Origin of the sequence: Janthinobacterium sp. PLB04, assembly GCF_021165895.1 — a bacterium.
Classification (GTDB): Bacteria; Pseudomonadota; Gammaproteobacteria; order Burkholderiales; family Burkholderiaceae_D; genus Janthinobacterium; species Janthinobacterium lividum.
The window spans coordinates 805329-829719 of sequence record NZ_CP088968.1 but is presented as its reverse complement, the minus strand read 5'-3'; the positions used below and the strand labels follow the sequence as shown (position 1 = coordinate 829719).

Sequence of the window (24391 nt, the reverse complement as noted above, 5' to 3'; positions counted from 1 at the left end):
ACTTTATGCGGATAAACGTTGAATGATGGCGTCGCGCAAGGCCAGCAACAGGGCGCGGCGCGCGGCCAGCACCTCGGGCGCCGTCTCGCGCTGAATCACCGCCCAGCTGGGATTCGGAAAATGCGCATCGTCGCGGTAGCGGGGAATCACATGCCAATGCACGTGCGGCGTCATGTTGCCGAAACTGGCCACGTTGACCTTTTCCGGCTGCATCACTTCCCGCACGGCCAGTTCGACTTGCCACACGACTTCCATCACATAGTTGCGCTCACCGGGCGTGAGATCCGTCATTTCCTTGACGTGCTTGTTCCAGATCACGCGGCAAAAGCCGGGATAGGCGTCGTCATCAACCGCCACGACGGACAGGCGCTCGCTGCGCCACAGCAAGGCTTCACAGCCCTGCTTGTTGGCAAAGCCGTCGAGCAGTGTGCACAGATCGCAGGTCACACCAACACCCGTTCAATGCCGCCGTCATTGGCGCGTTTCACGTAATCCGGCATCCAGTTCTCTCCCAGCAAGTGTTTGGCGATCTCGACGACGATGTAGTCGGCCGTCGTGCCCGAATCGTCATTGTAGCGCGACAAGCCTTGCAGGCACGACGGGCAGCTGGTGAGGATCTTCACGTCGCCAGTAAAACCGTCGCCGCGCAGCTTGTCGGCGCCCTTGACCATTTCCTCTTCCTTGCGGAAACGCACTTGCGTGGAAATATCGGGGCGCGTGACGGCCAGCGAACCCGATTCGCCGCAGCAACGGTCATTCTTCTCGATCTTCACGTTGTCCACCGTGCTGATCAGGGAGTTGATGGTCTTGCCCGATTCCTGCAGCTTCATCGGATTGTGGCATGGCTCGTGGTACATATAGCGCGTGCCGTTGACGCCTTCCAGCTTGACGTTTTTCTCCAGCAGATACTCATGGATATCCATGATGCGGCAGCCAGGGAAAATCTTTTCAAACTGGTAGGTGGCCAGCTGGTCGTAACACGTGCCGCACGAGACGAGCACCGTCTTGATGTCCAGGTAATTGAGCGTGTTGGCCATGCGGTGGAACAGGACGCGGTTATCCGTCATCATCTTCTCGGCCTTGTCGAACTCGCCCGCGCCCCGCTGCGGATAACCGCAGCACAGGTAGCCCGGCGGCAAGACCGTCTGCACGCCCACTTCCCACAGCATCGCTTGCGTGGCCAGGCCCACTTGCGAGAACAAACGTTCCGAACCGCAACCAGGGAAGTAAAACACGGCTTCCGTATCGGCCGTCGTCGTCTTCGGATTGCGGATGATCGGGATGACCTTGTCGTCTTCGATGTCGAGCAGCGCGCGCGCCGATTTCTTCGGCAGGTTGCCCGGCATCTTTTTGTTGATGAAATGGATCACCTGCGCCTTGACGGGCGGCTTGCCCGTCGATGGCGGCGGCGCCTTGGTTTGCTTCTTGGCAAACTTCTTCAGCAAGTCATGGCCCAGGCGCTGCGCCTTGTAACCCCAGCCGATCATGACCTTGCGCGTGGCGTTGATGGTCACGGGATCGGTGGCGTTGAGGAACATCATCGTTGCCTTGGTGCCCGGATTAAAGCTCTTCTTGTCCATCTTGCGCAGCAAGTTGCGCATGTTCATCGACACGTCGCCGAAGTCGATGTTGACGGGGCAAGGCGTGACGCACTTATGGCATACCGTGCAATGGTCGGCCACGTCTTCGAACTCTTCCCAATGCTTGATGGAAATACCGCGGCGCGTCTGCTCTTCGTACAGGAACGCTTCGATCAGGGACGAGGTCGCCAAGATCTTGTCGCGCGGCGAGTACAGCAAATTGGCGCGCGGCACGTGGGTCGAGCACACGGGCTTGCACTTGCCGCAACGCAAGCAATCCTTGACGCTGTCGGCGATGGCGCCGATATCGCTTTGCTGCATGATCAAGGATTCGTGGCCCATCAGGCCGAACGATGGCGTGTAGGCATTGCGCAAGTCGGCGCCCATGCCCGGCAGGTTCAACAATTTTCCCTTGTTGAAACGGCCTTCCGGATCGATGCGCTGCTTGTAGCTGCGGAACTCGCCGATCTCTTCTTCCGTCAAGAATTCCAGCTTGGTGATGCCGATACCGTGTTCGCCGGAAATGACGCCATTCAGCGAGCGGGCCAAAATCATGATGCGGCCCACGGCTTCATGGGCATCCTGCAGCATTTCGTAATTGTCCGAGTTGACGGGCAAGTTCGTGTGCACGTTGCCGTCGCCTGCGTGCATGTGCAGCGCGACAAAGACGCGCGAACGCAGAATGCGCGCGTGGATGGCGGTAGCCTCGTCGAGGATCAGCTTGAATGCGGCGCCGTTGAAGATCTGGCGCAACTGGGCGCGGATTTCCTGCTTCCAGGTGATGCGCACGGTGCGGTCCTGCACCACGTCGAACAGGGTGGCGTCAGGCTGCGTTTCCAGGCGCGCATCAAACACGGGCAGCAAGCGCTCCATGCCCAGTTCGGCCAATTCGCCCTTCACGTCCACCAGCGGACGGTCCAGCTGGGCCAGCAGATAGGTCCAGCGACTCGTCACTTGCGCCAGCAACTGCTGTGCCTGCTCGGCGCGGTCGCCCAACATTTCCGCATCGTCGACGCGGTCGTCCGATGCATCGTCGCTCTTGCCAACAGGCAAGTTGCCCTTGCCAAAGAATTCGCTCAAGGCGTCCGCCAGTTGCAGCTTGTTCTTGATCGACAGCTCGATATTGATGCGCTCGATGCCATCCGTGTATTCGCCCATGCGGTTCAGGGGAATCACCACGTCTTCATTGATCTTGAACGCATTCGTGTGCTTGGCGATCGCCGCCGTGCGGGCCCGGTCGAGCCAGAATTTCTTGCGCGCTTCCGGGCTGACGGCAACAAAACCTTCGCCCACGCGGGTGTTGGCGATGCGCACCACTTCCGACGCCGCTTGCGCGACGGCGTTTTCATCGTCGCCGACGATGTCGCCAAACAGGGCCATCTTCGGCAGCACGCCCCGCTTCGACTTGGTGGCGTAGCCGACGGCGCGCAGGTAGCGCTCGTCCAGGTGCTCCAGGCCCGCCAGGCGGATGGTCGTATATTGCTCGCCCTTGGCCGGCAAGCCATCGAGGTAATCCTTGATTTCCACGATCGACGGGATCGCGTCGCGCGCCTGGCCAAAGAACTCCAGGCAGACGGTGCGGGCGAACTTCGGCATCTTGTGCAGAATCCAGCGCGCCGACGTGATCAGGCCGTCGCAGCCTTCTTTCTGGATGCCCGGCAAGCCAGCGAGGAATTTGTCCGTTACGTCCTTGCCCAGTCCCTCTTTACGGAACTTGCGGCCAGGAATTTCCAGGATTTCCGTCTTGAACGGTGCGTTCGGCTTCGTCGCGTCGCGCGTGCTCGGGTGGCGCCATTCCAGCTGGAAACGTGCCAGCGCGATATCGTGGATCTTGCCCAGGTTATGGTCGAGGCGCGTGACGTCGAGCCAGTCGCCGTTCGGGTCGACCATGCGCCACGAAGCCAGGTTGTCCAGCGCCGTGCCCCACAGCACGGCCTTCTTGCCGCCCGCATTCATGGCGACGTTGCCGCCGATGCAAGAGGCGTGCGCCGAGGTCGGGTCGACGGCAAACACGAAACCGGCCTTCTCCGCCGCTTCCGACACTTTATTCGTGATCACGCCCGCACCCGAATTAATCGTCGCGTATTCGTGCGTGAGGCCCGGCAAGACCGTCATTTCCACGGCGCCCAGGGTAATGAGTTTTTCCGTGTTGATGACGGCCGACATCGGCGTCAATGGAATCGCGCCGCCCGTGTAGCCGGTGCCGCCGCCGCGCGGGATGATGGTCAGTCCCAGCTCGATACAGCCTTTCACCAGGCCGGCCATTTCCTCTTCCGTGTCGGGCGTCAGGACGACGAACGGGTATTCCACACGCCAGTCGGTGGCGTCCGTCACGTGCGACACGCGCGTCATGCCGTCGAAGCGCACATTGTGTTTTTCCGTGTAGCGGCCCAGCACCTTGACCGTGCGCTTGCGCAAGTCGTAGGTCTTGCGGAATTCATCGCCAAAGTCGGCCACGGCCTTGCTGGCCGCTTTCAGCAGCAACTCCACATTGGCGCTACGCGCCTTGGCAACTTCGGGCGATTCGCCACTGGCGGCCACGTCGCCGCCGGCCGCATCGATGGACAGGCGGCGCTTGTCGACTTCGGCCAGGCGATGATGCAAGGCATCGATCAAGCCCTGGCGGCGCTTCGGGTTGTCGAGCAAGTCATCTTGCAGATACGGATTGCGGCGCACGACCCAGATATCGCCCAGCACCTCGTACAGCATGCGGGCCGAACGACCTGTCTGACGGGCGCCTCGCAGCTCGTCGAGCAGGCGCCAGGAGTCCTCCCCCAACAGGCGTATGACGATCTCGCGATCGGAAAACGACGTGTAGTTATACGGGATTTCGCGCAGGCGGCTTGCTGCGGGACCATTCGGCGTTTCTGCCAGTAAAGCTTGGATATGTGCGGGAGCGTTCATGGAGTGTGGTGACGATGTGGACTGGACCCTAAAGGCCCATTTTATCTTATTGCGCCGCACCATGCCGGAACAGCCTTAGGCCGCCTAAGGTTTAAACACCCCATCCGTCACCATAGCAAATATGGAAAAGCCTTCTTTTGCATGAATAAAAAATCAGTCTTGGTGATTTTTTGACGCAAAAATGCCAAGAATCGGACTCTGCTGCAAACTATCGAACTGCCCAAAAATGGGGCAAACTGGCGTTGCATTACGCCCGTTTGCCTGCCGTTTACGCCAGCATTTGTCCAATCCTGTGCCATACGCCATCGGGCACGTACAGCAGCAAGCCCGTCATGGTCAGGTAGCGCGCGCACTTGCCGACGGCCATGTAGGCCACGCTGGGCCAGAACGGCAGCTTGAGCCAGCCGGCCAGCGTGCACAAGGGGTCGCCCACGAGCGGCAGCCAGGCCAGCAGCATGGTCTTGGCCCCATAGCGGGCCAGCCAGCGGAACCAGCGCGTGTCGCGCTCCTTGGCAAACGCCTGCTTGGCCCGGTAGCCCATCCAGTAGTCGACGATACCGCCCAGGGTATTGCCCAGGGTGGCGACGCCGATGGCGGCCCAGAACAGCGCGGGATTGGCCTTGATGACGGCAAAGACGGCCGGTTCCGAGCCGAGCGGCAACAAGGTGGCGGAAATAAAGCTGATCAGAAAGACCGATGTCAGCCCGACTTCCGGCGCTGCGATCAGTTGCAGCAGCCAGGCGATTGCGGATTCGATCATGGAACACTTCGCGATGCAGTAAGGCTCTCCATTATAATGAAGAGCAGCTTGCGCGCCGCACAATCCGCGCCGGCCGGCAAAGGCCTACCCGCCCGCAGTTCCATAGAGCATTATTGTCGCCAGGCTATCCGCCGCCGCGCCGCCGCTATCGCCCGACACGTTCCAGACCCTTTCTGGCCCAGAATCACTTGCTTGCAGACTATGAACATCGACTACCTCAAGAAAATCCTGACCGCCCGCGTCTATGACGTCGCTACCGAAACGCCACTGGAACTGGCCCCTGCCCTGTCGCAGCGCCTGAACAACCAGATTTACTTCAAGCGCGAAGACATGCAAAGCGTGTTCAGCTTCAAGATTCGTGGCGCCTACAACAAGATGTCCAAGCTGAGCGAAGCGGAACGCAAGCGCGGCGTGATTTGCGCCTCGGCCGGCAACCATGCCCAGGGCGTGGCCCTGTCGGCCGCCCGCATGGGTTGCCGCGCCGTCATCGTCATGCCGACCACCACGCCGCTGGTCAAGGTCGAGGCGGTCAAGGGCCGCGGCGGTGTGAACGTGGAAGTGGTGCTGCACGGCGAGTCCTACACGGATGCCTACAACCACGCGCTGACCCTGGAAAAGGAACAGAAGCTGACCTTCGTGCACCCGTTCGACGATCCGGACGTGATCGCCGGCCAGGGCACGATCGGCATGGAAATCCTGCGCCAGCACGCCGGCCCCATCCACGCCATCTTCGCACCCATCGGCGGCGGCGGCCTGATCGCCGGCATTGCCGCCTACGTGAAACAGATCCGTCCCGACATCAAGATCATCGGCGTGCAAAGCGTCGATTCGAACGCCATGGCCCGCTCGCTGAAGGCGGGCGAGCGCGTGACCCTGAACGACGTGGGCCTGTTTGCCGACGGCACGGCCGTGCGCCTGGCCGGCGAGGAAACTTTCCGCCTGGTGCAGGCGTATGTCGATGAAATCATCACCGTCGACACGGACGCCATCTGCGCCGCCATCAAGGATGTGTTTACGGATACGCGCAGCATTCTGGAACCGTCCGGCGCGCTGGCCATCGCCGGTGCCAAGGCCTATGTGGAACGGGCCAGCCTGACCAAGCATCCCGTCAACAATGAAACGCTGGTCACCATCGCCAGCGGCGCGAACATGAATTTCGACCGTTTGCGCTTCGTCGCGGAACGGGCCGAACTGGGCGAATTCCGCGAAGCCGTGTTTGCCGTCACCATGCGCGAACAGCGGGGCAGCTTCAAACGTTTCTGCTCGCTCATCGGCGCGCGCAACGTGACGGAATTTAATTACCGCATCAGCGATGAAAAAGCCGCGCACGTGTTCGTCGGCATTCAAATTGCCGACCGGCATGAATCGAGCGTGCTGGCAAAGACCTTCGAGGAACACGAATTCAAGACGCTGGACCTGACCCACGACGAGCTGGCCAAGTCGCACATCCGCCACCTGGTGGGCGGCAAGAGCCGGCTGGCGCAGGATGAGCTGCTGTACCGCTTCGAGTTCCCCGAGCGCCCGGGCGCGCTGATGCGCTTCCTCGACAGCATGGCGCCGAACTGGAATATTTCACTTTGCCATTACCGCAGCCAGGGCGGCGACGTGGGCCGCATCCTGATCGGCTTGCAAGTGCCGCCCGATGAAATGGGAGAGTTCGCCCGCTTCCTCGATACCTTGGGGTACCGTTACTGGGATGAAAGCAGCAATCCCGTCTACAAGCTGTTCCTGGGTTAAGCATCACCTCCCGACGGCGGCTACTCGCCGTCGGGGGAATTAGGCTACCATGCGTCCTTGACTGAATTCACGCCACACGACCATGACCACCACCAACGACCTCGCCGAACAATCCCCGCTGGGCAAAAGCTCCGCCTACCGCACCGATTACGCGCCGGAATTGCTGTTTCCCATTCCACGCCAGGGCAAGCGCGACGAGCTGGAATTGCACGGCACCTTGCCGTTTTTCGGCCTCGATATCTGGAATGCCTATGAACTGTCGTGGCTGAACCAGCGCGGCAAGCCGCAGGTGGCCATCGCCAAGGTCAGCGCGCCGGCCGATTCGCCGAACATCATCGAGTCGAAATCGTTCAAGCTGTACCTGAACTCCTTCAACCAGACCAAGCTGGACAGCCCGGATGCGCTGGTGGCATTGCTCAAGCAGGATTTATCGAACGGCTTCGGCGCGCCCGTGCAAGTGGAACTGACCTTGCAGGAAGATTTCGGCAAGCTGAAAATGGGCGAATTCGATGGCGTGCTGCTGGACCGCCTGGACCTGGAAATCACGCAATACACGCCCTCGCCGCTGCTGCTGAAGGCAGCGCTGGACGAAGCGCCAGTGGAAGAAAAACTCGTCTCGCACTTGCTCAAATCGAATTGCCTGGTGACGGGCCAGCCCGACTGGGGCAGCGTGCAGATCGAGTATGCAGGACCGCAGATCGACCAGGAAAGCCTGTTGCGTTACCTGATCGGTTTCCGCGAGCACAATGAATTCCACGAACAATGCGTGGAACGCATCTTTGTCGATATCTTGCGTCAGTGCAAGCCGCAAAAACTGTCCGTGTATGCGCGCTATACGCGCCGCGGCGGCCTCGATATCAATCCTTGGCGCAGCAACTTCAGCACGGGAGCGATGCCGGGGAATCTGCGCAACGCCCGTCAGTAACATTAGGCAACGCCATGAAACCATGCCAACAGGAATGTTGGCTGTGTTTTAAAACAACGTTGCAGTAGTGCCGCAGAGCATGTCAAAGACGCTGAAAAATCGGAAAATCGGCATTCGGCGGCGGAAAAACCGGCGCGCCGCGTGTTTTTAATCAAGAAATAGCCGATACACGCCGATGTTATTTTTTTGCTAAAATGATGGTGACATAGGCTGTAGCGCCCACTGCGCCCGCAGCGGGCGTATACTGTTGAGAATTGGCGTTACAGGCCGCCGAAACAGGCCTATAATTCGGCTCGCAAGCCCTCTGCGCATTGCACCATTTCATTGAGTGTCATGACTAATCTTAGCAAAATACTATCCCTCGAAAACGTCCTGCTGGACCTGGAAGTCTCCAGTAAAAAACGTGCCTTCGAGCAAGCCGGCCTGATCTTCGAAAACAATTACGGCATCGCCCGCTCTACCGTCTCGGACAATCTGTTTGCCCGCGAACGCCTGGGCTCGACTGGTCTGGGCCATGGCGTGGCCGTGCCGCATGGCAGGGTCAAGGGCAGCAAAACCTTGAAATCGCCGCTGGGCGCCTTCGTCCGCCTGGCCGAGCCGATTCCGTTCGAGTCGCCCGATGGCAAGCCTGTCAATCTGCTGTTTTTCCTGCTGATTCCCGATCATGTCACCCAGCAACATCTGGAAATCCTGTCGGAAATCGCTGAAATGTTTTCCGATGACGCCTTCCGCACGGCACTGGCCACGGATCCGGAACCGAAATCCGTACATTCGCGCATCGTCAATTGGCAACCTAGTCTGCAAGCGGCGGGTTAAACTTCAGGTATTCCTCCACTCCTGAAGAAGACTGCCATGTTGCAAACGCCGCTGACGATACAACGCCTGTACGACGACAATCGTGAAAGTCTGCAACTGGGCTGGTTCGCCGGCTTCCCCGGCGGCGAGCGCCTGATCTCGGGCGACGTCTCGTCGGCCGCCGACCAGGTGGGCCACTTGAACCTGATCCATCCGGGCCGCATCCAGGTCTTCGGCCACCAGGAAATCAATTACTACCAGCGCCTGAAGGTCAACACGCGCACCCACGTGATCGGCGAGCTGATCGCCGGCGGTCCGCCCGCGCTGATCATCGCGCAAGGGCTGGAAACGCCGCCCGACATCCTCGCCATCTGCGACGAGCAAAACATTCCCCTGTTCTCCACCCCGCTGCCGGCCGCGCAAGTGATCGACTTCCTGCGCGTCTATCTGTCTAAAAAGCTGGCGCAACGCATCATCATGCATGGCGTGTTCATGGACGTGCTGGGCGTGGGCGTGCTGATCACGGGCGATTCGGGCCTGGGCAAGAGCGAACTGGGGCTGGAACTGATTTCGCGCAGCCACGGCCTGGTGGCCGACGACGCCGTCGAATTCTCGCGCATCGCGCCCAACATGATCGAAGGCCGCTGCCCGCCTTTGCTGCAAAACCTGCTGGAAGTGCGGGGCCTGGGCTTGCTCGATATCAAAGCCATCTTTGGCGAAACGGCCGTGCGCCGCAAGATGCGCCTGAAACTGATCGTGCATCTGGTGCGCCGCAACGCGCTGGAAGAGGAAGTCGAGCGCCTGCCTTTCCTGTTCCCCACGGAAGACGTGCTGGGTTTGCCCGTGCGCAAAGTCGTCATCCCCGTCGCCGCCGGCCGCAACATCGCCGTACTGCTGGAAGCGGCCGTGCGCAACACGATTTTGCAACTGCGCGGCATCGATACCTTGCAGGAGTTCATGGAGCGGCAACGACTCGCCATGAGTGGCGATTAATGTTGCCAAGGAGTTCGCCCTTGCAAGGGCGAACCGTTATGCAGGCACGCAGCTGTGCTGCGTGAATTCCCTGCTGCACCAACGACTCGCCATGAGTGGCGATTAGCAAGTAGGTCGGATTAGCGCGGCAACGCCGTGCGTAATCCGACGACATTGTTGGCCCATGCCGCGGTGTCGGCTTACGCGCGACGCGCTAAGCCGACCTACGGTCGTGACGAGAGCGCCCTGCCAATCCCGGCAATATCACATTCCAAATTGCAATAATTTGTAAAGATAATTGCCTTGGAAGCGGAGCGCCGATCTTTATTGTATGATCGGCGTATGCATATCGTCCTTATCACCGGAATATCCGGCTCCGGTAAATCCGTTGCGCTCAATGTGCTAGAAGATACCGGCTACTATTGTGTCGACAACCTGCCGCCGGCCTTGCTGCCCAGCCTGGTGCAGACCCTGCTCGACGAAGGTACACCGCAACTGGCCGTCGCCGTCGATGCGCGCAGCGCCGAGTCGCTGACCAGCCTGCCGCACAATGTGGCCCTGCTGCGCGACCAGGGGCATGACGTCAAGGTCATGTTCCTGACGGCCACCACGCATTCGTTGGTGGCGCGCTTCTCGGAAACGCGGCGCAGCCATCCGCTGTCGCACGAATTGCGTCCGAACCAGAATCCGGCCAGCCGCCGCACGCTGATCGAGTGCATCTCGGAAGAACGCGAACGCCTGTCAGCCATCGAACAGCTGGGCCATGTGATCGACACGTCGGAACTGAGCGCCAACAAGCTGCGCGCCTGGATCAAGGATATCGTCGCCTCCGAACGCGCGCCGCTGACCCTGTTCTTCGAATCGTTCGCCTTCAAGCTGGGCGTGCCGCTGGACGCCGATTTCGTCTTCGACGTGCGGGCCTTGCCGAATCCGTATTACGACCTCGCGCTGCGCCCGCTCGACGGCCGCGATGCGCCCGTGATCGCCTTCCTCGACGCGCAGCCGAGCGCGCTGGAACTGCTGGCCGACATCCGCGCCTTCATCGAGAAATGGTTGCCGTCATTCAAGTCCGACAACCGCAGCTACCTGACGGTGGCCCTGGGCTGCACGGGCGGCCAGCACCGCTCCGTGTACATGGCGGAGCGGCTGGCGCAGTATTTCGGCCCCAACGAGCGCGTCGTCCTGCGCCACCGCGAACGCAGCTAATTAGTCGAGGTGGCGCAGGGGATGCGCCGCGGCTGGCCAGACGGGGGCAAAGAAGCGCGCCACCATGGCCGCATCGACGTCGTCCAGGTTGGCAGGGTTCCAGCGCGGTGCATTGTCCTTGTCGACCACCAGCGCGCGCACGCCCTCGAGCACTTCGCCATGTTCGAAATTATGACGTACCACCGTGCGCTCCAGGCGCAGGCAATCGGCCACGCCCAGGTGGGCGCCCCGCTGCAGCAATTCCAGGGTCACCGACATCATCAAGGGCGAACGCAGGCGCATGGCCGCCAGCGCCTTGGCCGCGAACGCGCTGTCATCCTGCGCCAGCGAGGCCATGATGGCGGCCACGGAAGGGGCGCTGAAATGGCGGTCCAGCGCCGCGCGCGCCGTGGCCAAGGGAGATACCCCCGCCTCGGCCTGGAAAGGCGCCGCCAGCGCCTTGATGGCCACCGGCAAGGCCTCGCCCCGCGTCGATTCGAACAGGTCCAGCAGCGCCCCCATCTGCGCCTCAGGCACGTAGACATCGGCCAGCCCCGTGTACAGGGCATCGGCCGCGTTGATCGTCAAGCCCGTCAAGCCCAGGTACAGGCCCAGCTGGCCGGCCAGGCGGGATAGAAAATAACTGCCGCCCACGTCCGGAAACAAGCCGATATTGACTTCCGGCATGGCCATGCGCGTGCGGCCCGTCACGATGCGCAGGCGGTTGCCCGGCCCGGCTTGCGCCACGCCCATGCCGCCGCCCATCACCACGCCATCCATCACGGCGATATACGGTTTCGGGTAGAAATGAATTAAATGATTTAAAGCATATTCTTCCGTAAAGAAATCTTCCAGCAAGGCACTGCCGCCTTGCGGCGTGGCCAGGCCCGCATCGTAAAAGAAACGGATGTCGCCGCCGGCGCACAGGGCTTTTTCACTGCTGGAGCGGATCACCACGGCATCCACCTGCGGATCGTCGCGCCAGGCCAGCAAGGCCGCGCTCAGGGCGCGCACCATCTCCAGCGACAGGGAATTCAAGGCTTTCGGACGGTCGAGCACGATATGGCCCGTGCGGTTGCGGATGGAAGTCTGGACGAAATCGCTCATGGCAGGCAGGAAAGAAGTGAAAGTGCAAACATTTTAGCCCCTGCGCGGCGAACATTGCGCTCAAAAGGTCCAGGCGCAAAAAAGGGCGCAAGATGTGCGCCCTTAGTTGATCACAACTGCTGGAAGCGGGTGGCCTTAGACGGCGACGACGGCTTCTTCCTCGGAGTTGTCTGGCAGATGCTTGATCGCCTCTTTACCGTGCCCTTGCACTTTGGTTTTGTATTTCATCACTTGCCTATCGAGCTTGTCGATCAGGGTATCGATCGCGGCGTACAGGTCGTGCGCCAAGCTTTCCACATAGACAGTCTTGCCGCTCAAACGCAGGTTGACTTCAGCCTTTTGACGTTTTTCTTTCTCTTTGAGGTTATCCACGGTCAGAATCACGGCGATATCGATGACTTGATCGAAATGACGTTTCACGCGCTCCAGCTTCGTTTGTACGTATTCACGGATGGCTGGTGTCACTTCGAGATGATGTCCGCTGATGGTGAGATTCATACACACTCCTAAAGATGATCGGGTTCGTGCGGTCCATCCTATCCGGCCCGCAGAGGAACCGAAAAAAACTTACAAACACTTACGCAGGCTCACTGGCGGAATTTTCAACGCTTCCCGGTATTTGGCAACAGTACGTCGCGCAATCACCATGCCTTGTTCCCCCAGCATGTCCGCAATCTTACTGTCGGATAAAGGATTTTTAGGGTCTTCTGCTCCTGTCAGTTGCACGATCAATGCCCGTATCGCCGTCGATGACGCTTCGCCCCCCGCTTCGGTGGCGACGTGGCTACCAAAGAAATATTTCAACTCGAACATGCCGTGCGGGGTCAGCATGTACTTTTGAGTTGTTACCCGCGAGATAGTACTCTCGTGTAAACCTAGTGTATCAGCTATTTCACGGAGCACAAGGGGACGCATGGCAACGGCCCCATGCGAGAAAAAGTTCTTTTGTCTTTCTACTATCGCCTGCGCCACGCGCAGGATCGTGTCGAAGCGCTGACGCATATTCTTGATCAGCCACTTGGCTTCCTGCAACTGTGCGCCCATGGCGCCCTCGCCCTTGCCCTGCTTGAGCAAGTTGGCGTACATGGCATTGACGCGCAGGCGCGGCATGACATCGTTGTTCAGCGTGACTTGCCAGCCATTGCGCGCGCGCTTGACGACGACGTCGGGCACCACGTAATCGGACACGTCCGAGGCGAACACGGCGCCCGGATGCGGATTGCACTGGCGAATCACCGTCTGCGCTTCGCGCAAGTCTTCATCGTCGCAATCGAGGGCTTTTTTCAGCTTGTTGAAATCGCGCTGGGCAAACCAGGCCAGGTGCTTTTCCACGATGACGAGGGCCATGCGGCGCGTCACCATGGCGATGTGCGGCAAGCGCTTGATTTGCAGCGCCAGGCATTCGGAAGCATTGCGCGCGCCCACGCCGGGCGGATCGAAACTTTGCAAGAGAGACAAGGCCGTGCGCATCTCGTCGGCGTCGATTTCCAGCTCTTCCGGCAGGCGCGCCAGGATGTCGTCGAGCGACTCTTCCAGGTAGCCATTGTCGTCGAGCGCGTCGATGATCAGCTCGACCAGCGCGCGGTCGCGCAATTCAAGCACCGTCACGCGCATCTGCTCCATCAAGTGTTCGCGCAGGGTGCAGTGATGGGCTTCGAGTTGCGGGCGCGAATCCTCGTCGTCGGGCGCCTTGCCGCGGCTCGCCTCGCTCCAGTCGCTGTCGCCGCCATCCGCAGCGGCCGGACCCTCGCCGGCATCGCCATCAAAGGTTTCCGCTTCGGCCGGCGCTGCGGGCGCTTCCTGGCCCGGCGGCTGGGGCGGCGCTTCGGCCGGCGCGGCCGTGGAACTCAAGGCGCCATCGGACAGCAGGCGCAGCGAACGGTCGAGCGGATCATCGAGGCGTTCGAGCAAGGGATTGTCCGTCAGCAGTTGCTCTAGTTCCTGGTGCAATTCCAAGGTAGACAATTGCAACAGGCGTATCGATTGCTGCAACTGCGGCGTCAGTGCCAGGTGCTGCGAAGTGCGCAGCTGCAATGATTGTTTCATTGGCTTACATGCGGAAGTGTTCGCCCAGATAGACCCGGCGTACCGACTCGTTCGCGATGATGTCGTCGGGGCGTCCCGACGCCAGTACCGAGCCCTGGTTGATGATGTAGGCACGGTCGCAGATACCCAGCGTCTCGCGCACATTATGATCGGTGATCAGCACGCCGATATTGCGCTCCTTCAAGAAACGCACGATGCGCTGGATCTCGATCACGGCGATCGGATCGACGCCGGCGAACGGTTCGTCGAGCAGCACGAAACGGGGATCGGTGGCCAGCGCGCGGGCGATTTCCACGCGGCGGCGCTCACCGCCCGACAGGGACAGGGCCTGGTTCTCGCGCAGCTTTTCAATCTGCAAGTCGGCCAGCAATTTATCCAGGCGCACCTCGATCTCGGCCTTCGTCAGCGGACGGCCTTCGACGGTCTGGATTTCCAGCACGGCGCGGATATTGTCTTCCACCGTCAGCTTGCGGAAGACGGACGCTTCCTGCGGCAGGTAGGACAGGCCCATCTGCGCGCGGCGGTGGATCGGCAGGCTGGAGATGTCCACGCCGCTGATATCGATGCTGCCGCCATCGGACGGCACCAGGCCGACGATCATGTAGAACGAGGTGGTCTTGCCGGCGCCGTTCGGGCCCAGCAAACCCACCACTTCGCCGCATTCGACTTGCAGCGAGACATCATGCACGACTTGCCGCTTGCCATAGGTTTTTTGCAGCCCGCGAACGATCAGGGTGCTGCCGCAACGAGTATTGTCCATTATTTCTTTCCTGGCGCAGGCGTGGCCGGCGCTTTCTCCGCCGCCGGTGCCTTGGTTTTCGGCTGGATCACCATGCGCACGCTGCCGCCATCCGGGGTGCTGGTGCCGCTGTTGGAATTTTCCATCGCAAACACTTCCTTGCGGCTGTCATACGAGATGAAGGCGCCATTGGCCACGTCGGTCACTTTCGTGCCTTCCAGGCGCGTCAGCTTGGCCCTGGAAAACAGTTTCACCACTTCCGTCTTGTTGTCGTATTCCACGCGCTCCGCTTCGCCTTCCACCCACAGGTCGCCCGCGCCATCGCGCTTCTGGCGGAAGGTGGCGAGCTTGCCGGGATCGGCCCAGAAGGTAATGAACTGGTAGCCTTGCGGATCTTCCGTGATCACGGCGCGGCCCGCCTTCATGGTCAGGGTCCCCTTGACCAGCACGACGTCGCCCGTCAGGGTGCGTACCTGCTTGATGTCATCGACGTGGCCACTGCGTGCCGTGATGACGGCTTCCTTCTCGGAATCGGCCTTCTCGGCATGCGCCACGCCCATGATGGCCAGGGAAAATACGGTCAACAGCAAGATGTTCTTCATAGTATGGTTTCCTTGTTTCATTCTGTCATTTTGCCGCCGCGGCCGGGCGCGGTTTCGGCGGGAGGACCATGCGCAGCGCATTCTGCACTTCCACCACGCCGGTGGCGTTATTCGCTTTCATGCCGATGCCATTGAGACGCGAGGTGCCCGTCAGGATATCGACAGGCACGTCCGTTTCCATTCTTTCCTCATCCGGGAACACCGTCAGCGCTTCCGTCTTGACTGTCAGGTTCTGCGCCTTCGGACTGGCCACGCGGTCGATCACGACATTGCGGTGCAGTTGCAGCCGGGTATTGTCCTGGTCGATATGCGCCAGTTCCGCATTCATGTTCATCGGTGGCATGCCTGGCGTGAGCTTGCGCACGAAGGGCCGGTCGATATCGGACGAATCGTCCAGCGGATAATGCGTGAGCTTGGTGCCCGACACGATATAGCTGGGTTTTCCCGTCAAGTCCATGCGCACCATGCTGAAATTGGTAATGAAATAGTCGGGCTCATCCAGATGCTTGCTGGCCGTGATGTCCTGGCTATTCTTGTTCATCACCTCGAGCAGCCAAAAGCTGCCCAGCGCGACAACAACCGCGCCCAGCACGGTAAAAATCATGCGCCAGCGATGGGCGCCTCCTGGCTTACGCATAGGGCTTCACTCTTTCAAATGTCACTGGCGAGGCGGCGCGCCTCACTCCAGGAACGGCGCCATGACGCGCGCATAATTGTCCTGGGCACGCAGCAGGAATTCGCAGATCTCGCGCACCGCGCCGCGGCCACCGCCGGCCTGCGTCACATGGTGGGCCAGGCCCTGCACTTCCGGGCGTCCGCCCGGCACGCTGACGGCAAAGCCGACGCGTTTCAGGATGGGCGCATCGATGACGTCGTCACCGATATAGCCGCATTGCTCTTCTGTCAAGCCCGTCAGCGCCAGCAGTTCGCGAAACGGCGTCAGCTTGTCGTGGCCGCCCTGGTGCACGTGAGTAATGCCCAGGTCTTGCGCGCGGCGCGCCGTGATGGCCGAGCGGCGCGCGCTGATGATGGCCGTCTGCACGCCCGATTCCTGCAGCAGCTTGATGCCCAGGCCATCATACACATTAAACGTTTTCATCATCTCGCCGTCCGGGCCGAAATGCAGGCTGCCGTCGGTGAGCACGCCATCGACGTCAAAGATCATCAGTTTGACCTTGGCAGCGCGTGCCAGGTTGTCCGCGACGCTATCCATCAGATCACCTTCGCTTGCGTCAGATCATGGATATGCAGCGCGCCCACCAGTTTGCCGTCAGCATCGACGACCAGCATCTGGTTGATGCGGAACTGCTCCATCACGGCCACGGCGTCCACGGCCAGGCGTTCGGGCGCGATGCTGCGCGGCTGCGCATGCATGACGTCGCGGATCGCCACTTGCGTGAAATCCTGCACGCGCTCGAACATGCGGCGCAAGTCGCCATCCGTAAACACGCCCACGGGGCGGTTGTCCGCGTCGACGATGGCCGTCATGCCCATGCCTTTCTTCGTCATTTCTTCCAGCGCCTGCAGCAAGGAAGCCTGCACAGGCACTTTCGGCACGCGTTCGCCGCTGCGCATGACGTCATGCACGTGCGTGAGCAGGCGACGGCCCAGGGCGCCGCCCGGGTGCGAGCGGGCGAAATCTTCTTCCTTGAAGCCGCGCAAGTCGAGCAAGGCCACGGCCAGCGCGTCGCCCAGGGCCAGGGTGACGGTGGTGCTGGCCGTCGGCGCCAGGTTCAGCGGACAGGCTTCTTTCTCAACAGAAATATCCAGGTGCACGTCAGCCAGCTGGGCCAGGCTCGAATTCGGCTTGCCCGTCATGGAAATCAGCACGCCACCCATGCGCTTGACGACGGGCATGATGGCCATCAGTTCCGACGATTCGCCGGAGTACGATATGGCAATAAAAGCATCTTCCGAGGTGACCATGCCCAGGTCGCCATGGGCTGCTTCGGCCGGATGCACGAACAGGGCCGGCGTGCCGGTGGAAGCGAGGGTGGCGGCAATCTTGCGCGCGATATGGCCGGATTTGCCGATGCCGGAGACGACGACTCTTCCTTTGCATTGCAACAACATCGCCACGGCGCGGCCCACGCTGTCGTCCGTGGCCAGGCGCGCGTGCAGCGCAACGATGGCGTCGGACTCGATCTGCAAGGTGGTGCGGGCCAGCGCGACGGCGCGCTCGGTCGTCGCTTGCATGTCAATTCGATCAAAAGCTTTCAGCATTGTTTTTTCATGGGTTACACTCATGCCCAAAGTATAAACGAATTAGGAAAGCAAAAAACTTGCCAGTCACAACAAACAACGATTTCCATTGACCGCACCGGGCAACCCATGTTTTCCTCGCTTGAACTGACCCTGATGTTACTCGGCAGCGCCGTGCTGGGCGTGGTCGCTTTCAGAATGTTGCATTTGCCGCCCATGCTGGGCTACCTGGCCGTCGGCATCGTCATCGGCCCCCACGCGCTGGGCCTGGCGGCGGAAAACGAGGCCAGCCACACTCTGGCCGAATTCGGCGTCGTCTTCCTGATGTTTTCCATCGGGCTCGAGTTTTCCCTGCCCAAGTTCCTCGCCATGCGGCGCATCGTCTTCGGCCTTGGCATGGCGCAGGTGGTCACCACCATCATCGCCACCGTCTTCTTCGGCTGGTTCGTCGGACATTACCTATCCGCCTACATCCACCTGAGCTGGCAAGCCGCCTTCGCCTTGGGCGGCGCGCTGGCCATGTCGTCGACGGCCATCGTCTCGAAAATGCTCACGGAACGGCTGGAACTCGAAAGCGAACACGGCCGCAAGATCATCGGCATTCTGCTGTTCCAGGACCTGGCCGTCGTGCCGCTGCTGATCTTGATTCCCGCCCTCACGCGCGATTCGGACAACTTGGCCGAAACCCTGGCCTGGGCCGGCGGCAAGGCCCTGGTGGTGCTGATCTTGCTGCTTTTCATCGGCCAGAAGCTGGTGCGCGGCTGGCTGACCATCGTCGCCAAGCGCCGCTCGCAAGAGTTGTTCATGCTCAACCTGCTCCTGATTACCCTGGGCGCGGCCTGGATCACGGAACGGGCCGGACTGTCGCTGGCCCTGGGAGCGTTTGTTGCCGGCATGCTCATTTCCGAGACGGAATTCAAGCATCAGGTGGAAGAGGATATCAAGCCCTTCCGCGACGTGCTGCTGGGCCTGTTCTTCATCACCGTCGGCATGCTGCTCAATATCCGTGTGGTGTTTGAAAACTGGTGGCTCGTCCTGCTCTTGCTGTGCGGCCCCGTGCTGCTGAAATTCGCCCTGATCGCGGGCCTGGCCCGGCTGTTCGGCTCCAGCAACGGCGTGGCCTTGCGCACGGGGCTGGGACTGGCGCAGGCGGGCGAGTTCGGCTTCGTGCTGCTGAACCTGGCTGGCGGCATCAAGCTGATGGACCCGTTTGTCGTGCAGGTGGTGCTGGCGTCGATGGTGCTGTCGATGCTGGTGGCGCCCTTCCTCATCGCCAAGTCCGACGCCATCGTCATGAAACTGGCGGCCAACGACTGGATGATGCAATCGTTGGCGCTGACCAAGATCGCCACGCGCACCATGGCGTCGCAGAAACACGTGCTGATCGCCGGCTTCGGGCGCAGCGGACAAAGCCTGGCCACCCTGCTGGCGGAAGAAAAGATCGAATACCACGCGCTGGACCTGGACCCGGAACGGGTGCAGGAAGCGCAGCTGGCCGGCGCCCACGTGTCGTATGGCGACGCGGGCCGGCGCGAAAGCCTGGTGGCGGCCGGCATCTACCGGGCCAGCGCCGTGGTGATCACGTATGCGAATACGCCTTCGGCACTGAAGTTATTGCATTTGCTCAACGAAATGGCGCCGACCCTGCCCGTCATCGTGCGCAGCCACGACGATACCGACCTCGACCAGCTGAAGAAGGCGGGCGCGGCCGAAGTGGTGCCGGAATTGATGGAAGGCAGCCTGATGCTCGCTTCGCATGCGCTGATCATGATGGGCGTGCCCCTGCGCCGCGTCGTGCACCGGGTGCAGGCGGCGCGCGAAGAACGCTATGCGTCCTTGCGCGGCTATTTCCACGGTTCCAGCGACGCGGGCGACGATGCCGAGCTGGAACGCCTGCATACGGTCACCGTCAACGAGGGCGCGCACTGCGTGGGGCTGCCCTTGAGCACGATCGACGTGGCCGGCTGCGGCGCGTTTGTGACCGCCATCCGCCGCGGCCGGGGCCGCCTTGATGTCACCCCCGAGACGCAGCTGGCCAGCGGCGACGTGGTGGTGCTGCGCGGCACGGCCGACGCCGTGGCCAAAGCCGAAACCTTGCTGTTGAAATAATTAGCCGGGCTGCGCCTGCCAGCTGACGACCTTGTTGCGGCCATCGGCCTTGGCCTGGTACAGGGCCTGGTCGGCGTGCGCCACCAGCTGCTGCGCCACCGTTTCGATGGGGAGTAGCGCCGCGTCCGCTTCCAGGCTGGCCACGCCGATCGACACGCTGACCCACGCTTGCGCGCTGCCCGGCAAGTCAAACATGGTGCCGGCGATGCTGGCGCGAATGCGTTCGGCAACAAAGGTCGCGCTATCGAGGTCGGCGTCGATCAGCAGGACGACGAATTCCTCGCCGCCGAAACGGCCCAGCGCATCGGAGCGGCGCAATTCCGTGCGGATGCGCGTGGCCACCTCGCGCAGCACTTCATCGCCGCCCTGGTGGCCATGCGTGTCATTGACCAATTTGAAATGGTCGATGTCGATATACATGCATGAGATGCAATAATTCTGGCGCCGTGCGCGGGCGATTTCTTCCAGCAGCCGGCGGTCGATATAGCGCCGGTTGTAGACGCCCGTCAAGGAATCGGTCAAGCCGATGTATTTGAGCATTTCATTGCTGATCACGTTTTCCAGGCATATGGCGATGATGGACGCCATGTGCTTGATGAAATCCGTGCCCAGCGCGGGCGTAAAGCGCGTCACGTCGCTGCTGGCCAGGTTCAGGCTGCCAATCAGGCGCTTGTTGCGCAGCAAGGGCACCAGCGCCACGCTGCGCAGAGCGTCGATCTGCGGAAAACGCGGGCCATGCACGGCCGCGTCGAAGGCACCCAGCAGCGGCAACGGCGGCAAGGCCGCCTCCCCCTCGGCCACGGACGCCGGCGGAGCAAAACCCAGCTCCGCCACGGCATGCACAAACAGCAACTGCGGGAAGGCGCTGAAATCGACGCCCAGCTTTTCCATCACCAGCACGATATCGTCATCCTCGTCGAGCAGGCTCAGGGTAACGCCGTCGAGGTCGGAAATCACGGGCAAAGTGCGGAAGATGGTGCCGATCAATTCGGGAAAGGTGGACGCGCTGACGATTTCCAGGTCGAACGCCTGGTGCCGGCACATGATGTCGTGGTTGCGCTCGACCTGTTCCAGCAGGAAAGCCATGCGCGCGCGCAAAGCCTGGTTTTCGGCTTCGAGGCTGGCAATGCGCGGGTCTGGCTGTATTGCTTGATTCATAGAAACCTTAAACCCTTGTGTGCGGGCGCCATGCTTAAAATGCCAGTTCGAAACCGATGTCCTGCCCCACCACGATACGCTCATCGCCGCCTTCGGTGACGATGGCGTTCATGCCGAAGCAGATGGCGCCGTCGAGCTCGGGTTTGGCGCGATAGCCATGCATGACGTCGAGCGGGTCCGGGCCGGGCACGCCCGTGGCCTGGTCCACCGACGGGATCGGGCAGCGCGAACACGGCTTGACGGGTTTCAAGGTGGTCGCGCCGAATTGCAGGAAGTCCGCGTAGTCTTCCTCGAAGGCGCCGATGTCGCCAATGACGAGGTTGGGACGGAAACGGTTCATCGGCAGCGCTTCACGGCCGGCGGCGCGCAGCTTGTCATTGACATCGGCTAGCGAGGCGGCACCGGCGATCAGCACGGGATAGCCATCGGCAAACATGGTCGAGGCAGCCACGCCAGCCGTCCATTTGGTGCTGGTGGCGCGCACCACGTCCGGGTGAAAGCGCGCCAGGCGGCATGGCACGCCGATGGCCTGACTGAACCAGGTGGCCGTGACGTCGTCGCAATCGTAGGCGCGCACGGTATCGTCCCACACTTGCACGTCCAGCATCGGTGCCAGTTGCGGGTGCGGCAAGCCCAGCTCGATTTCCAGGCGCAGCATGCCCGGCGCGCGCAATTCCAGGGTCGTGGCCTTGATGGATGGCACGATCAGCGCCATGCGCGGATATTCGCGCTGGGTCAGGAAGCGGCCTTGCGCATCCACCACCATCCATTCGCGGTCGAACACGTGCTCGCTCATCAGCCCGGAGCGCGTCAGGACGGCCTCGCGCAAATGGATGCCGGCGCACGATTTGATCGGATACAGAATGATGTCGGACAGGATAGCCATGGACAGGGGAGAAGGAACAGTATTGCTGCTTCTGCCAGGAAATTATTCAGAAGCGAAGTATGGCAGCAAAGCGGGCAAGCGTAAATCTACCAGGCCCAGCCTCAGTGGCTAGGCCGGCGTGACAGCGATCAATAGGTATAGAAGATACGCTGGATTTCTTGCGTGCTATTCGTTTTGGTCAGGGCCAGCATCAGCAGGATGCGGGCTTTTTGCGGGTTCAGGGTGTCGGATACGACACTGTCGAGTTCATCGTCGTTGGCTTCGCCATTGCGCGCCACGATGCCCTGGCCGACGCGGCTCGAACGCACGATCAGCACGCCCTTCTGGCGCGCTTCCACCAGAGCCGGCTTCATTTGCGCGGCCACGCTGCCATCGCCCACGCCCGCGTGGATGATGCCCTTGGCGCCAGCAGCAATGAAGGCATCGATGCCGACACGGTTCATGTTCGCGTAGCCGTAGACGATGTCCACTTGCGGCAGAGCATCGAGCTTGCTGATGTCAAATTCCGATTCCAAGGTGTGCTTGCGCGTCGACTGGCGGTAAAAGAAGGCCTTGCTGCCCTGGATATAGCCGAGCATGCCCAGTTCCGGCGACTTGAAGGTGTCGGTGGTCGAGGTGTTGGTTTTGGTCACTTCGCGCGCCGCGTTGATCTGGTCGTTCAAGGCCACCAAGACGCCCTTGCCCACGGCTTCCTTGCTGCCCGCCAGCATCACGGCGTTGTACAGGTTGATGGGGCCGTCAGCCGAAATGGCCGTCGACGGACGCATGGCGCCCACGACCACCACCGGTTTATGGCTTTTCACGGTCAGGTTCAGGAAATACGCCGTTTCCTCGATGGTGTCGGTGCCGTGCGTGACGACCACGCCATCGACATCGTTCGAGGCCAGCAGCACGTTGATGCGCTTGGCCAGGGTCAGCCAGTGGCTGTTGCCCATGCTTTCACTGGCGATCTGGAACACTTGCTCGCCTTTCACATTCGCCACTTTCTTCAATTCCGGCACGGCCGCGATCAGGCGCTCGACGCCCACGGTGGCCGAGGTATAGCCGACGGTGGTGGTGCTGTCGGCGCCGCTGCCGGCGATGGTGCCGCCCGTGGCCAGGATCACCACATTCGGCAATTTGACGGCTGCCTGCTGCGCGCGCGCCGGGGAGGCGGCGATAAAGCCCATCAGCAAGGTAGCCAGCATCAGCTGTGCACAAGAATGGAATTTGCGTGAAAACATGGTGCTCCCGTGAAGTGTACTGTCAAAAATAACAAAGTCGTGTGCAAATTATATGTCATCCATGCCGGGGCAAATCCCGAATTCATGCGTATCGCGCAAACGTGCGCGCCTTCCCATGCGCTACAGTGGCGCCATGTCCACACTGCTCCCCTTCCGCTCTTGCCTCGTCCTGGCGCTGGTCTTGATGACGCTGGCAGCCTGCGCCACGCAGGTGGAACTGCGCATGGCGGCACAGCAGGAGCAGTTCGGACGCGAGGCGGCCAGCCAGGGCGACTGGGCGCAAGCCATGCGCAGCTACGCGGACGCCGTCGGGAATGTCGAACTGGGCCATGGCGATCTCGCTTGGCAGGCGCGGCTGCACCACCAGGCGGGACGCGCCGCCAGCGGGGCCTGCCGCTACGATGCGGCTGAATTTCATTTCCGTCAGGCCATCGCACTGGCGAAGCGCAGCAAACAATCGAGCGCCCTCAGCTACAAGGCGCTGATCGACCAGTATGAACGCCAGGGCAAGGCGACGGAAGCCTTGGCCGTGCGCAATGAACTGGGCTGGCATCAATCACAAGCGCTGGGGGCGTTTGCCGACCTGGAATCGCTGCCGGAGGGCAAACCTTGCGGAGTCCCCCGATGAATATCGCACGCACCTTGCTGGCCGCCACCTCCCTCTGCATTGCCATGGCGCCGGCGCGCGCCGCCGAAGCACCGCTGCCCTTATGGGAAGCGGGCGTGTTTGGCGGCACGGCCGTCACGCCCGCCTATCCCGGCGCCAGCGAACGCTCGACGCGCAGCCTGGCCCTGCCCTATCTGATTTATCGCGGGAAAGTGCTGCGCGCCGACCGCTCCGGCGTGGGCGCGCGTCTGCTCAATACAGACCGCCTCGATTTGGATATCGGTTTTGCCCTGTCCTTGCCGGCCAGATCCAGCGACGTGCCGGCCCGGCGCGGCATGCCGGACCTGGGTACCCTGGTGGAGTTTGGCCCGCGCCTGAAGATCAAGCTGGCCGAGCCGACGCAGCACAGCCGCCTGGGGCTGGAATTGCCCTTGCGCGCCGTCATCGAAGCGCGCGGCGGCCTGCGCCGCCAGGGCGCCACGTTCGAGCCCCGCTTCGTCTACGCGCTGCAAGGCGAGCAGCAGGCATGGCATGTCGATGCCAGCCTGGGCGCCGTGCTGGGCAATGCCGCCATCAACGATTACTTGTATGGCGTGCGCCCCGCGTTCGCCACCGCTCAGCGCCCGGCGTATGCGGCAAAAGGCGGGCTGATGCTCACGCGGCTGGGCCTGGGTGGTTCGTACCGGCTGCACCCGGACTGGCGCGCCTTTGCCTTTGTACGCTACGATACTTACACAGGCGCCGCCAACCGCGCCAGCCCCCTGTTGCGCCAGAACAGCGGCACCTCGGCCGGCATCGGCCTGATGTGGACGTGGCAACGTTCAAGCAGCCTGGCACGGGGCCCGGACGAATAG

At 61.5% G+C, this 24391-nt stretch carries 22 protein-coding genes; 8 read left to right on the top strand and 14 right to left on the bottom strand.

Going from position 1 to position 24391, the window contains the following annotated elements; all coding sequences use genetic code 11:
* Positions 1-3: 3 nt before the first annotated feature.
* The 3 genes from LSO07_RS03555 to LSO07_RS03545 all read right to left on the bottom strand — a co-directional run bounded on the left by LSO07_RS03555 (position 4) and on the right by LSO07_RS03545 (position 5244).
* Complete coding sequence (locus tag LSO07_RS03555) at positions 4-447, bottom strand: HIT family protein (RefSeq protein ID WP_225317164.1); 444 nt, start codon at positions 445-447, stop codon at positions 4-6.
* Complete coding sequence (locus LSO07_RS03550; protein ID WP_151092316.1) at positions 444-4484, bottom strand: DUF3683 domain-containing protein; 4041 nt, start codon at positions 4482-4484, stop codon at positions 444-446. Before LSO07_RS03550 ends, LSO07_RS03555 begins: the two co-directional genes overlap by 4 nt.
* A gap of 268 nt (positions 4485-4752) precedes the next feature.
* The gene (locus LSO07_RS03545) at positions 4753-5244 is read right to left on the bottom strand and encodes a YqaA family protein (protein WP_034778395.1); all 492 of its coding nucleotides are present in this window, start codon (positions 5242-5244) and stop codon (positions 4753-4755) included.
* A 201-nt stretch (positions 5245-5445) separates the two neighbouring features.
* Between LSO07_RS03545 and ilvA the strand changes: the two genes are divergently transcribed.
* The 5 genes from ilvA to rapZ all read left to right on the top strand — a co-directional run bounded on the left by ilvA (position 5446) and on the right by rapZ (position 10879).
* Entirely contained in the window at positions 5446-6981 is a 1536-nt protein-coding gene (gene ilvA / locus LSO07_RS03540; RefSeq protein WP_034753344.1) for a threonine ammonia-lyase, biosynthetic, read from the top strand.
* 82 nt (positions 6982-7063) lie between these two features.
* The gene (gene queF, locus LSO07_RS03535; RefSeq protein WP_070278970.1) at positions 7064-7906 is read left to right on the top strand and encodes an NADPH-dependent 7-cyano-7-deazaguanine reductase QueF; all 843 of its coding nucleotides are present in this window, start codon (positions 7064-7066) and stop codon (positions 7904-7906) included.
* 333 nt (positions 7907-8239) lie between these two features.
* Positions 8240-8722, top strand: a complete 483-nt coding sequence (locus tag LSO07_RS03530; protein ID WP_034753339.1) for a PTS sugar transporter subunit IIA — start codon at positions 8240-8242, stop codon at positions 8720-8722.
* A gap of 36 nt (positions 8723-8758) precedes the next feature.
* Entirely contained in the window at positions 8759-9694 is a 936-nt protein-coding gene (hprK, locus tag LSO07_RS03525) for an HPr(Ser) kinase/phosphatase (RefSeq protein ID WP_034753337.1), read from the top strand.
* A gap of 321 nt (positions 9695-10015) precedes the next feature.
* Positions 10016-10879, top strand: coding sequence for an RNase adapter RapZ (gene rapZ, locus LSO07_RS03520; RefSeq protein WP_035824128.1), 864 nt, complete (start codon positions 10016-10018; stop codon positions 10877-10879).
* Here the strand turns inward: rapZ and LSO07_RS03515 are convergent, their stop codons facing one another.
* From LSO07_RS03515 to LSO07_RS03480, 8 genes are all read right to left on the bottom strand, one after another.
* A complete protein-coding gene (locus LSO07_RS03515) occupies positions 10880-11965 on the bottom strand; it encodes an enoyl-CoA hydratase/isomerase family protein (RefSeq protein WP_151092314.1) in 1086 nt (361 codons plus the stop codon).
* A 135-nt stretch (positions 11966-12100) separates the two neighbouring features.
* A complete protein-coding gene (hpf, locus tag LSO07_RS03510) occupies positions 12101-12463 on the bottom strand; it encodes a ribosome hibernation-promoting factor, HPF/YfiA family (RefSeq protein ID WP_034778388.1) in 363 nt (120 codons plus the stop codon).
* A gap of 69 nt (positions 12464-12532) precedes the next feature.
* On the bottom strand, positions 12533-14011 hold the full coding sequence (locus LSO07_RS03505; RefSeq protein ID WP_092609065.1) for an RNA polymerase factor sigma-54: 1479 nt from the start codon (positions 14009-14011) through the stop codon (positions 12533-12535).
* A 4-nt stretch (positions 14012-14015) separates the two neighbouring features.
* Complete coding sequence (gene lptB, locus LSO07_RS03500) at positions 14016-14771, bottom strand: LPS export ABC transporter ATP-binding protein (RefSeq protein WP_034778383.1); 756 nt, start codon at positions 14769-14771, stop codon at positions 14016-14018.
* Positions 14771-15352: a lipopolysaccharide transport periplasmic protein LptA gene (lptA, locus tag LSO07_RS03495; RefSeq protein ID WP_034778381.1), complete on the bottom strand. Its 582-nt coding sequence runs from the start codon at positions 15350-15352 to the stop codon at positions 14771-14773. The genes lptB and lptA overlap by 1 nt, the downstream gene beginning before the upstream one ends.
* A 25-nt stretch (positions 15353-15377) precedes the next feature.
* Positions 15378-15989 (bottom strand): LPS export ABC transporter periplasmic protein LptC, encoded by a 612-nt coding sequence (lptC, locus tag LSO07_RS03490; protein WP_225317163.1) that lies wholly within the window; start codon positions 15987-15989, stop codon positions 15378-15380.
* Positions 15990-16031: 42 nt separating this feature from the next.
* Positions 16032-16565, bottom strand: a complete 534-nt coding sequence (locus LSO07_RS03485; RefSeq protein WP_034778379.1) for a KdsC family phosphatase — start codon at positions 16563-16565, stop codon at positions 16032-16034.
* Positions 16565-17599, bottom strand: coding sequence for a KpsF/GutQ family sugar-phosphate isomerase (locus tag LSO07_RS03480; RefSeq protein WP_034778532.1), 1035 nt, complete (start codon positions 17597-17599; stop codon positions 16565-16567). The genes LSO07_RS03485 and LSO07_RS03480 overlap by 1 nt, the downstream gene beginning before the upstream one ends.
* Before the next feature lie 84 nt (positions 17600-17683).
* Between LSO07_RS03480 and LSO07_RS03475 the strand changes: the two genes are divergently transcribed.
* The gene (locus LSO07_RS03475) at positions 17684-19663 is read left to right on the top strand and encodes a monovalent cation:proton antiporter family protein (RefSeq protein WP_034778378.1); all 1980 of its coding nucleotides are present in this window, start codon (positions 17684-17686) and stop codon (positions 19661-19663) included.
* On the opposite strand, the gene LSO07_RS03470 is transcribed toward LSO07_RS03475, so the two are convergent.
* From LSO07_RS03470 to LSO07_RS03460, 3 genes are all read right to left on the bottom strand, one after another.
* Positions 19664-20821: a GGDEF domain-containing protein gene (locus tag LSO07_RS03470; RefSeq protein ID WP_092609076.1), complete on the bottom strand. Its 1158-nt coding sequence runs from the start codon at positions 20819-20821 to the stop codon at positions 19664-19666. It lies immediately after the preceding gene.
* Between the two features lie 34 nt (positions 20822-20855).
* A complete protein-coding gene (locus LSO07_RS03465) occupies positions 20856-21707 on the bottom strand; it encodes an MOSC domain-containing protein (protein WP_151092310.1) in 852 nt (283 codons plus the stop codon).
* Between the two features lie 128 nt (positions 21708-21835).
* Positions 21836-22930 carry a type II asparaginase gene (locus LSO07_RS03460; RefSeq protein ID WP_070259582.1) on the bottom strand — a complete coding sequence of 365 codons (1095 nt, stop codon included), beginning with the start codon at positions 22928-22930 and terminating at the stop codon, positions 21836-21838.
* A 133-nt stretch (positions 22931-23063) separates the two neighbouring features.
* Between LSO07_RS03460 and LSO07_RS03455 the strand changes: the two genes are divergently transcribed.
* Both LSO07_RS03455 and LSO07_RS03450 read left to right on the top strand, forming a co-directional pair.
* On the top strand, positions 23064-23558 hold the full coding sequence (locus tag LSO07_RS03455; protein ID WP_151092308.1) for a hypothetical protein: 495 nt from the start codon (positions 23064-23066) through the stop codon (positions 23556-23558).
* Positions 23555-24391 carry a MipA/OmpV family protein gene (locus LSO07_RS03450; RefSeq protein WP_151092306.1) on the top strand — a complete coding sequence of 279 codons (837 nt, stop codon included), beginning with the start codon at positions 23555-23557 and terminating at the stop codon, positions 24389-24391. Before LSO07_RS03455 ends, LSO07_RS03450 begins: the two co-directional genes overlap by 4 nt.